Raw genomic sequence first — 10,271 nt, 5'->3', positions numbered from 1 at the left:
GTGGCACGTAACTGCGCTAAATTTTCTGGCTGCAATGTCGATTTCCAGCATGCCGATTCGTCGTCATATAAGAGCCCCCCTCGATCCTGAGCCGGCTTCGGGACGGTGCGGCTTCAACAACTCAATCAAGGAGAGTGACAATGCGCGTCATGGTGATGGTGAAGGCTACAAGCGATTCAGAGGCCGGCACAATGCCCGGCACGGAACTGCTTGCAGCAATGGGCAACTTCAATGAAGAACTCGTGAAAGCAGGCGTGATGCTCGCGGGCGAGGGCTTGCACCCGAGCGCAACAGGCAAACGGGTGCGCTTCTCAGGCAGCCAGCGAACCGTGATCGACGGTCCGTTCACGGAGACCAAGGAACTCGTCGCGGGGTTCTGGCTGTGGCAAGTCAAGTCGATGGAAGAAGCGGTCGAATGGGTCAGGCGCTGCCCCAATCCCATGATCGGCGATTCCGAGATCGAAATTCGTCCACTGTTCGAGGCTGATGATTTCGGCGCGGAACTGACACCCGAGTTGCGAGCCCAGGAAGAACGCCTGCGTGCCGAGGCCGAAGGCGCGGCGAACAGGCCACGCTAATGCGGCGCGGGGGACTCCAGTGCGATCTGAGGACCCTCAGCCGCCCTCTTTCATCTGCTTCAGAATCTTGTAGACGGTGGCGCGCCCCATTGTCAGTACCGCGGCGACATAGTTCGCGGAACTGCGGCCGCGAAACGCACCTTGCGCGTGCAACGCCTCGACGATTTCCCGCTTGTGTTCGCGCGTGAGGGCATTGATGCCGATTTGCCGCTCGCGCAGCCAGGTGTGCAGGAACGTGTTGATGCGGTCCTGCCAATCGTCGCGGAACAGTTCCTCCGCGGGCGCGTCCGTCAGATTGCCGCCCTTAATGAACAGATCGAGCGTGGCGCGCACATCTTCGAACACCGCGATGTTGAAGTTGATGCACAGCATGCCGGCCGGCTTGCCCTCGTCGTCAAACAGGATGTTGCTCACGCAGCGCATGCGGCGGCCGTCCCAATTGAGCTTCTCGTACGGCCCGATCGTCTGGCCGCGCGCCGCGTAGTGGACTTCATCGAGCACCGAAGGGCCGCCGACTTCGAGCTTCGACAGGTTATTCACGAGATACGCGATCGTCTGATCGCGCAGGTCGTGAATCACGACTTCGGCGCACGGATAGAACAGCGCAGCGATGCCGTCTGCAATAGGTGCGTAGCGGTCCAGCAGCAGGTCTTTCACAGGAGAGACGGTGGTCTTGCGCATTGAGAAATCGCTGTGTTCGAGGGATGCGGCGCCGCTTTTGCCCAAGTGGGCCAGGAGGGGTGCCAAGGTTATGACCGGCGGGCGAGACAAGCATAACGATGCCGGGCAGCCACGCGCTGCAACTCGCCATTGTAACGACCCCAATCGGTAGCGGCGACCGCGACGGCACGGCGATAGCGCAGCGTCCATTTTAGTGCGGGGCCGCATCGCGCGCAGGGCTTTGATGGAAGCTCCGCAGTGTGCTGCTCGCACGTTCCGGTTGTTGCATCCGCACACAACGAATTTTGTCTGCTTGGCGAGCGCTTTTTTTTCGTGCGATAAAAGAAACAACTATTTCACGGAGCAGCAGATGGCCACGCTCGAAGCGTTTCGCGCCGTGCTCGATGACGAGGGCACGCCGGAAATCATTCGCAATCACATCATCGATTCGTTGCAGTACACGCTGCGCAATCACGGGCAGATTTTTACGTCGAAGGAAGTCGAATGGCTTGCCGGCTGGGATGATGCGCGCATTCCGCTCGCCGCTTCACGCGAACTGCAGAAGCGCGTCGCCGAAACCACCCGCTGAAGCGCACCCGCCTTCGCCGTCACGGAGCTCCCTCACACACGGGGTGCCGGTCATACCCCGGCGCGCCGTTCGCGGCAGCCCTTTCCTGCTAAAAGCCCCACCGGCCGGGCGATTTGCCCGCGCGCGGAAGTTTTTGCTATCCAATTAGCCCCATTTAGTGCATCATATTGGAATAGCTGTATTCCGCATCCGAAGCACCGGCAGTACAAGGCAGTATCAATCGGCGTCTCCGCACCACCCCCGACTGTTCGACCGCTGCCTGTCGGCGATCCCGTCACTCCGGCAATGCGCCGCCTGCATTCGCCGTCGCGAGTTGTGCAGCTGAGTGGTTCATTTACGCGCCCGATGTCTGCGCGACATCAGCGCGTTTCTTCTCCATCGAATCCGCGATTTTGCGCGGCCGCGCTCATGCCCTTGCCATCGGGCCTGTGCCAACCTTTTTTCCATGGCTGCGCGCCCCAAGGTGCTGCGCAGCCGGGCCTGTTGTGCCGCGCGTAACACGCGTGACACGGGGGCCACGTAATACAGGACCATGCTTCATGAATTCAGTTGTCAAGACGTACAAGGGTTACGAAATTCACCCGCTCGTCTATCCGCGCCGTCCGGCGGACGGTCAGACGAGCCGCAATCCGGACGCAGGTTACGACGCGTCGGTGCGCATTTGCCGCGTGGGCGCCAATCCGGCTGCCGACGGGCGTGTGTTCCGCCTGCAGTATCTGTTTCCGTTCGACGGCACGGGCAAGGCGCGCATTGCGTGCATGGCCCACGCCGAGCAATTGATCGACGGCCGTGTAGACGGCCAGTCCGTCGCCGATCTTTGAGCGGTACTATCAGCGAATCGGCTGTTACCGCAGCGCAGCTGGCCTGAAAGCCAACTGTCAACCGTATCAGATGTTGCGCCACGCTTAGCTGCGCGGCCAACACCCACTTATCCCATCGACCAGGAGTTATGCATGGCGAAAGAAGAACTGCTTGAACTTGACGGTATCGTCGACGAAGTACTTCCGGATAGCCGTTACCGCGTGACGCTCGACAACGGCGTCGTGGTTGGCGCTTACGCGTCCGGACGCATGCGCAAGAACCATATCCGTATTCTCGCGGGTGACCGCGTGACGCTGGAACTGTCGGTTTACGATCTGACCAAAGGCCGGATCAACTTCCGTCACAAAGACGAGCGCGCCACCGGTGGCGGCGGCGCACGCAATTCGCAATTCCGTCGCCGTTAAGGCTGGCGGCACGCTGACCGTTTCCTAGCGGTTGTTGCGTGGCTGTTCGTTGTTCGCGAAGCCTTTCGCGCGCCTCCTCCTGCTTGATTTGCTTGACTCGAGCCTGAGCGGCGCGCTGCGGCGTCGTATGCTTTGCATCCGCGCTGTACCCGCTTTGCACCTGCTTTACACCTCTATTACGCTCTGTGTCTGGTCGACCGTTTTGCTGAGTCGTCTTGCGCATAGTCGCAACTAGCGCCCGCCTCAACGGCTTGCGCCGTCCTTCCGCAGTCGCGGTGTCTCCCACCCTTGCGCACTGCACTGATTCTTTTCTATACCCCGAACACTGCACCGAGATCCTCGCCGGCAGCGCTCCTGCGCACCTGCTCAACCACTCGCTCCTCGAGTTCCGACAGGTGCTCGCGCATCGCCGTCAGTGCCGCGTGCAGGTCTCCCGCATCGAGCGCTTCGATGATCTGCATGTGTTCGTCCGCGGAGCAGGTCGAACCCTTCGACGGGTCGAACAACGCCTTGTACAACTCAGTCTTCGCGACGAGTTGCCCGACCAGGCCGAGCAATTCCGTACCGCCCGCGAGTTCCGTCATCAACACATGAAACTGTCCTGCGAGCCGCACGGATTCCTCGACTGCGCCGGCGCGTGACGCCTTCTCTTCGCCGCGCACGTGGGCGCGCAGGCGGCGCTTGTGAGCCGCACTCAAACTCCCACACAACGCCGCGACAATGCCCGCCTCGACAATCTGCCGGGCGCGATACACCTGACGGATGTCTTCTTCGGATGGCGACGGCACAAACGCGCCGCGATTCGCCTCGAGCACCAGCTTGCCCTCGAAGCCCAGCCGCGCGAGCACCTTGCGCAATGCGCCACGCGTGCAACCGAACGCCGCGGCGAGATCGCGCTCGACCAGTTGCGCGCCCGGCCGCAGACGGCCTTGCAACAACGCCCCGGTAATCGACGCGTAAATGCGCTCTTCGACGCTGATTGAGTCGTCGCCGATCGCAATGTTAAGCGGCGTTTCTATATCGGCGGACGATGCACTTCGGGAACGTGGGGCCATGGAACTCAGTGACGGAAATGGAACGATATCGCCCGGCATTCTAGCGGCGGCCGACGGCAAATGCCATGCGTGTATGGCGCTACCTATACCGGGCATCACTTAAATGGTTAACCATTTCAAGTTATTATGGTTGACCAAAATGAATCGCGAATGGATTTTTCGCTTCGTTCGACGTTCTTTTCCGAGCATGCCGCCAAGGTCGCGCAGTTTGTTTCGCACCTGCGTTGCGGCCGGCGCCCCTCTCTCATACCCAGGTCTATCGTGAATTCGCACTCAAGCGCCACTCCCGCCCATACCGACACCAACGGCACATCCCATGCGTTGACATGGCGTGACGCGTTATGGCTGTGCGTAATCGTGGTGATTGGTATCAATCTGCGCCCCTTGCTGACGTCGATCAGCCCATTGATGACGACGATCCGCGCGGCAACCGGCCTGAGTTTTTATGGCGCTTCGTTGCTGACGAGCCTGCCGGTCGTCGCGATGGGCATCGGCGCATTCGGTGCCGGCGCGTTGACCCGCACGATCGGCGAAGCCCGCGGCGTCGCGCTCGGTTTGCTGGCGATCGCGCTAGCGTGCGGCGCGCGTTGGGCAACCACCAGCGGTGCGGCGCTCCTTGCGACGGCGACGCTCGCGGGCGTCGGTGTCGCGGCGATCCAGGCGCTGCTGCCCGCCGTCATGAAGCAGCGCTTCCCTGCACGGGTGCCGTTGGCGATGGGGGTCTTCTCGGCATCGATCATGGGCGGCGGCGGGCTGGGAGCGCGCTTGAGTCCGTGGGTGAGCGCAGCGACGGGGTCGTGGCATGCGGGGCTCGCTGTGTGGGCGGTTCCCGCTGTCATGGCGTTGTTGTGCTGGCTGGGTTTGAACCGCGAACCTTCGCACGCCCCCGCAGCGCCGCCTGCTCCGGCAGACGCGGTGATTTCTCCGCTTTGGCGCAAGCGACGCGCGTGGACGCTTGGGTTGTACTTCGGGATCGTGAACGGTGGTTATACGAGTCTCGTCGCGTGGTTGCCGGCGTTCTATCAACAACATGGCGCGAGTGTCGCGGATAGCGGTTCGCTACTTGCCGGCATGACGGTGTTTCAGGCCGGTGCGGCCTTATTGCTGCCCCTTGCTGCCGCACCGTTTCGGGATCGGCGCCCCTGGTTAGTCCTCGGATTGTCGGCGCAGCTGGTCGGCTTGCTTGGATTGATCTTCTGGCCCGATGCCGAGCCGCTGGTGTGGGTTGGTTTTGCCGGAGCCGGGCTTGGCGGGACTTTCGCGCTGACGCTTGTTACTGCTATGGATCATTCGGCGCACCACAGCGTGGCTGGAAAGCTTGTCGCGTTTACTCAAGGGGTTGGCTTTGTTGTAGCGGCCATTGCTCCCGTTTTTGCCGGCATGATCCGGAGTTGGACAGGCGGGTTCGGCGCCGCCTGGGTCATGCTGGCCGTCAGCATCGCCGCCATGATCGTAGTGAGTCTCTTCTTTTCGCCCCGCAGTTACGCGAAATGGAATTGATTCGGGCAGACTTTGCCCGGGTGCCTCCTCGCTGACCCGGCAGCGAGGAAGCCGTCGTACAGCCACCAGCGCTGCGCGTGCCACCCGGTGCGCGATACACGCGAAGACCTCAGCCATCCCCTTCCCCACCTTGGTCGCCCGACTGAGTCGATTCGTTGGCATGAGTGGACACACGTCGATAGTCTTACGCGGCAGGTAAGTTATCTGGCGGACAAATAGAAATACCTGATTGTTTATATCAATCAGGCTATTTATTATCCTACTTAAGCTATTCACCGCGTCCATCCAAACACAAGAACCTGACTGGCTGACCAGCAGCCGCAGAAGGTCACGTACCACGCAGGCGTCGCCGACGATCATTAGTTAGGAATATTAATTTATTCAAAAACAGCCTGTGCCGGTTGACCAGAGAACGGTATAGGGCTATGGCGCCGCTGATGACCGCCGTACGACTACTTCATCAAAACAGGGGCAATCGTTTCTGCATGTCGTACCAGGAATAAAAACGTGAACCAAAAGAAAGATGAGAGCGTGCGTCACGGCTCTCGCAGAATAACTGCCTACATTGGCGCACTGTGGTCCAGCGCAGGCGCGCGCTGTGTTCTAGCAGGCGCCACCTGTATTTCGCTTTCGCTGGCACTCGCGGCGTGTGGTGCAAGCAGCGCCAGCGATACGAGTTCCGAAGCTAAAGAAGCAGTCGCGGCGGCGGCAAGCACCGCCAGTTCAAACACCGTTTCATTGCAAACGGCGCTGAAGATGAATATGACCAGCCTGTCGCCGGATGCGTCCAGCGACCGCTTTATTGTCAAGTACAAAACCGGCAGCGCCGAGCGCGGAGCAACATCGGCGGTGCAGTCGAAACTTAACCGGCTGGCGAATGCTTTCCCATCAAAGGCGCACCACCTGCGCCGCATGGGTATCGGCGCTGACGTGGTGACAACGGAGCGCAAGCTGACGGCGAAGGAGGCCAAGGCATTCATGCGCGCTATCGCATCGGACCCTAACGTCGAATATGTCGAACCCGATACGGAAATGTCGACAACCATGGTTCCGAACGATCCGGAGTATTTCAGGCAGTGGAGTTTGGCTTCGAACCTGAAACCCACTACCCCATATCCGGGAATACGCGCTGAGGGAGCGTGGGATAGTGCTAACGGTTCTGGATCCGTAATCGCGCTGGTGGATAACGGCGTAACGAATCATAGCGATCTGGATGCCAACATCCTGCCCGGGTACGATTTCACCGCTTATAACCGGGGTGGCAACGGCAGCAATCCGGGAATCACAACAGAGACGTGTTCAGTCCAGTGGCACGGCACGCATGTCGCGGGCATCATGGCCGCACTGGCCAACAACGGCCTCGGTATAGCCGGCATCGCTTCTGCTGCAAAGGTCGTCCCGGTCCGGGTGATGAACGGGTGCGGGAAAGGTTTTACGTCCGATATCGCCGACGGCATCGTATGGGCCGCTGGCGGGAGTGTTCCGGGCGTCCCCGCCAACGCCCACCCGGCCAGGATCATCAATGTGAGCCTTGGCGGTAACGGAGTTTGCGAAACGACATTTCAGAACGCGATCGACTATGCCGTCAGCCAGGGCGCCGTGGTGACCGCAGCAGCAGGCAATGACGGGGCTAGCGCAACGAATTTTGAGCCGGCTAATTGCCGCAACGTCATCAATGTTGGCGGTAGCAATCGCTATGGCGCGAGATGGATCGGTTCAAACTTCGGGGCAGTGGTCGATATCGCTGCGCCGGCCGACTCGATCTGGTCCACCTACAACAGCGGAACACGTGCGCCGGGGGCCGAAGCGTATGCCTTCATGAACGGCACGTCGATGGCGACACCGATGGTAAGCGCTGTTATCGCGCTCGCCCAGTCAGTTGCGCCCACGCCTCTGACCGCCGCGGAAATGCGAACCCTGCTCGCGCAGAATGCGCAGTCCTTTCCCACCGGTCAGCCAGATTACGCGCTCGGGGGAGGCATTCTGGATGCGAACGCAACTGTCGTTGCCGCCAGGTCTGGAAAGATTCCCGCCGCAGCGGATTTCAAATGCGCTGAGAGCGCGACGCTGATGCAGGTGTCATGTACTGACCTCTCTACTGCGAGGGGGGTGCCCATCAAATCATGGGCCTGGAATTTCGGCGCTGGTGCTCCTGATTTCGTGCGTACGCAATCAGTCAATCCGACCGTGAATTATGACTATCCTGGCATTTACGAAATCACGCTCACCGTGACGGATAGCACCGGGGCGGTGAGCCGGCTGACGCGCCCTTTCCGGGTCATACCACCGGCCATTACGGATATCAGCCCCAATGTGCCGGCGACGTTTTCGGCGAACTCGGGCGATATGCTGTATTTCGCACTGGACGTTCCGGCGGGCGTAAAGAGCCTCACTTTCAGCCTGTCACCTGGCGCCAACGGTGAAACCGGAACGCTGTATCTCAGGGCCGGCACGCCTTCCGTGCTCCATCCTGACTGCGGAACCGTCTGGACCAAAGGCGCAAATGCGATCTGCACTCTCTCCAACCCGGTGTCAGGGACTTACTACGGCATAGTGAGTGCCACGAACGCAACCGTCCGCGGCGCTTCCATTCTGGCCACTTATACGCAATAAGCCAGTGAGAACGGAATGACGCCTGCGCCCCTGCTGCGGATCGCAGGGGCGCCGTCCCGTACACGATGAGCTTGCATCGGGATATCCCTGTCGATGTTCACAATCTCCTGTGTCAATAACGATGGCGCAGACGTCGAGGCTCTGGTCACGCGCGCGGACGCGCATTTTTCCGCGCGGCGGATGACAGAGGCGATTGTCGCTTACCGGCAGGTGCTAAGCGCGCGCCCACGCGACGCTCACGTGCTGCACCGCATAGGACTAGCCTACGTTCATACGAACGACATGGAGCGGGCTCGCGGCTACCTGGAGCAGGCACTGCAGGCGGCTCCGGATCGGGCTGAATTATGGGAGCACGCGGGCCTGCTGGCGGCGTTGGCGGGCAACCACGAATCGGCTGAAGCGTTCTATCGTCGCGCAATCGGTCTGGCGGGCAGTACCGCCAGTCTCCACAGGAACCTGGGCGACTGCCTGCGGCAATCCGGCTGCCTCACGGAGGCAATGACTCACTATGAAAAGTCGATTGAAATCGAGCCGGGACTCCATCACGCGGTTCGCGCCCTGGCCCGCATCCATGCGCAACTCGGGCAGCTCGAAAGCGCGGCGCACTACTGGCGCCGCGCATGGACCCTCGAGCCGGCCAGCCTGAACGATGGACTCAGCCTGATTGCCATACTCGCAAAAACCGGCCGTATACAACTGCTCGCCCATGCGATCACGCAGATAAGAACCCGCTTTGCCGACGATGTCACTGCACTAAAAGCGCTGGCCTTCGTACTGAACACAAGCGATCGCTTCAACGACGCGCTCAGTGTCGCGAAACAAGGTCTCGCCATCGATCCGCACCATCCGCTCCTGCATCACAACGCGGCGCGCGCACTCAGCATACGCGGAAAAATCGCCGAAAGTCGGCCGCACAGTATGGAAGCGGCGCGGCTTCTGCCGGATAACCCCCACATGCAATTCCATCTTGCGGGTGTGCTGCTTGGGCTGGGTGAATTCGAAGAAGGCTGGAAGCGGTACAGATGGTTCTACGACCTGCCGGACAGGCAAAAGGAACGAATCCGGCCCATCTTCCGCGAGTGGAATGGGGAACCCGTTGCGGGTTGCCGGTTTCTGCTCGTTGGTGAACAGGGGCTCGGCGATGAAATACAGTTCATCCGGTTCGCCGAATGGTTGCATCGGCAGCAGGCAACGGTTGATGTGCTGGTAAGCGAACCGATACTGGAACTGGCGACCAGAATGACGGGCGTGCGGGCAGCATTCACCACCCTGCCGCCCGGGCCTTACGACTACTGGTGCTACATGCTAAGGATACCGGAGCATATGAAACTCGATATATCGATGCTCCCCGTCGCCATGCCGTATCTGACGGCGACGCCCGACAAGTCGCGCCAATGGCGGGCTCGTATCGAAGCCATTTCATTGGACAAAAGGCATGCTAATAACAGACGCGTCGGCGTCGTCTGGGCAGGTAGTCTGAACCACGCTCTCGACCGTTACCGGTCTATCCGGCTAGATGCGTTAAAGCCCCTGCTTGGGCTTGCCGGGGTGACCTGGTATTCACTGCAAAAAGGCGATCGCGAGCTTGAAAGCGAAAGCCTGATGCATGAATACGACTTGCACACGCTAGGCCCCGCAATCAACAGCTTCACGGACACACTCGCGATACTCCAGACGCTCGATCTTCTAATTACCGTCGACACGTCGGTCGCTCATCTTGCCGGTGCGGCCGGGCTCCCCGTTTGGGTACTGGTACCCGCCTACGCCGAGTGGCGATGGTTGACCAACAGAACCGATAGCCCGTGGTATCCGTCAATGCGGCTGTTCCGGCAGCGGGAACTGGGTGAGTGGGATCCTGTTGTCAAAGAAGTGCAGGCTGCGTTGCAGCTGTGACGTGACGCTCCGCTTCGGTGCATGCCTTGCGCATGCCCCGTGTGGGTGCGGCCTCTGTTGCCTACACTGTTTGTAAGATCATGATTGCGCTACCTTAGTTGTCGTCATCTCGCACTGGCATACACGTTGCTTTATCAGTAGTCAGCCGCCGATAAAC

General features: G+C 60.4%; 9 protein-coding genes. 7 read left to right on the top strand and 2 right to left on the bottom strand.

What is annotated here, in order from left to right; translation table 11 throughout:
- The first annotated feature begins 140 nt into the window (after nt 1–140).
- Nucleotides 141–578, top strand: coding sequence for a YciI family protein (locus tag PQR40_RS25280; protein ID WP_408226911.1), 438 nt, complete (start codon nt 141–143; stop codon nt 576–578).
- 36 nt (nt 579–614) lie between these two features.
- On the opposite strand, the gene PQR40_RS25275 is transcribed toward PQR40_RS25280, so the two are convergent.
- On the bottom strand, nt 615–1,259 hold the full coding sequence (locus PQR40_RS25275; RefSeq protein WP_408510061.1) for a helix-turn-helix transcriptional regulator: 645 nt from the start codon (nt 1,257–1,259) through the stop codon (nt 615–617).
- 349 nt (nt 1,260–1,608) lie between these two features.
- On the opposite strand from PQR40_RS25275, the gene PQR40_RS25270 reads away from it, so the two are divergent.
- The 3 genes from PQR40_RS25270 (at nt 1,609) to infA (ending at nt 3,053) form a co-directional block, all read left to right on the top strand.
- On the top strand, nt 1,609–1,827 hold the full coding sequence (locus PQR40_RS25270) for a hypothetical protein (RefSeq protein WP_028194708.1): 219 nt from the start codon (nt 1,609–1,611) through the stop codon (nt 1,825–1,827).
- Between the two features lie 539 nt (nt 1,828–2,366).
- Complete coding sequence (locus tag PQR40_RS25265) at nt 2,367–2,648, top strand: hypothetical protein (protein WP_035557986.1); 282 nt, start codon at nt 2,367–2,369, stop codon at nt 2,646–2,648.
- A 132-nt stretch (nt 2,649–2,780) separates the two neighbouring features.
- A complete protein-coding gene (gene infA / locus PQR40_RS25260; protein WP_007177610.1) occupies nt 2,781–3,053 on the top strand; it encodes a translation initiation factor IF-1 in 273 nt (90 codons plus the stop codon).
- 311 nt (nt 3,054–3,364) lie between these two features.
- Here infA and PQR40_RS25255 read toward each other — a convergent pair whose 3' ends face one another.
- The gene (locus tag PQR40_RS25255) at nt 3,365–4,108 is read right to left on the bottom strand and encodes a GntR family transcriptional regulator (RefSeq protein WP_408226905.1); all 744 of its coding nucleotides are present in this window, start codon (nt 4,106–4,108) and stop codon (nt 3,365–3,367) included.
- Between the two features lie 261 nt (nt 4,109–4,369).
- Here PQR40_RS25255 and PQR40_RS25250 point away from each other — a divergent pair, with 261 nt between their 5' ends.
- The 3 genes from PQR40_RS25250 (at nt 4,370) to PQR40_RS25240 (ending at nt 10,114) form a co-directional block, all read left to right on the top strand.
- The gene (locus PQR40_RS25250) at nt 4,370–5,608 is read left to right on the top strand and encodes a cyanate transporter (RefSeq protein WP_408510060.1); all 1,239 of its coding nucleotides are present in this window, start codon (nt 4,370–4,372) and stop codon (nt 5,606–5,608) included.
- A 507-nt stretch (nt 5,609–6,115) separates the two neighbouring features.
- Complete coding sequence (locus PQR40_RS25245; protein ID WP_408510059.1) at nt 6,116–8,221, top strand: S8 family serine peptidase; 2,106 nt, start codon at nt 6,116–6,118, stop codon at nt 8,219–8,221.
- Nucleotides 8,222–8,314: 93 nt separating this feature from the next.
- On the top strand, nt 8,315–10,114 hold the full coding sequence (locus tag PQR40_RS25240; RefSeq protein WP_408389927.1) for a tetratricopeptide repeat protein: 1,800 nt from the start codon (nt 8,315–8,317) through the stop codon (nt 10,112–10,114).
- The last annotated feature ends 157 nt before the right edge of the window (nt 10,115–10,271 follow it).

It is taken from the genome of Paraburkholderia sediminicola, assembly GCF_046026855.1.
Taxonomy (GTDB): domain Bacteria; phylum Pseudomonadota; class Gammaproteobacteria; order Burkholderiales; family Burkholderiaceae; genus Paraburkholderia; species Paraburkholderia sediminicola_A.
This window is presented reverse-complemented; position numbering and strand designations above follow the sequence as displayed.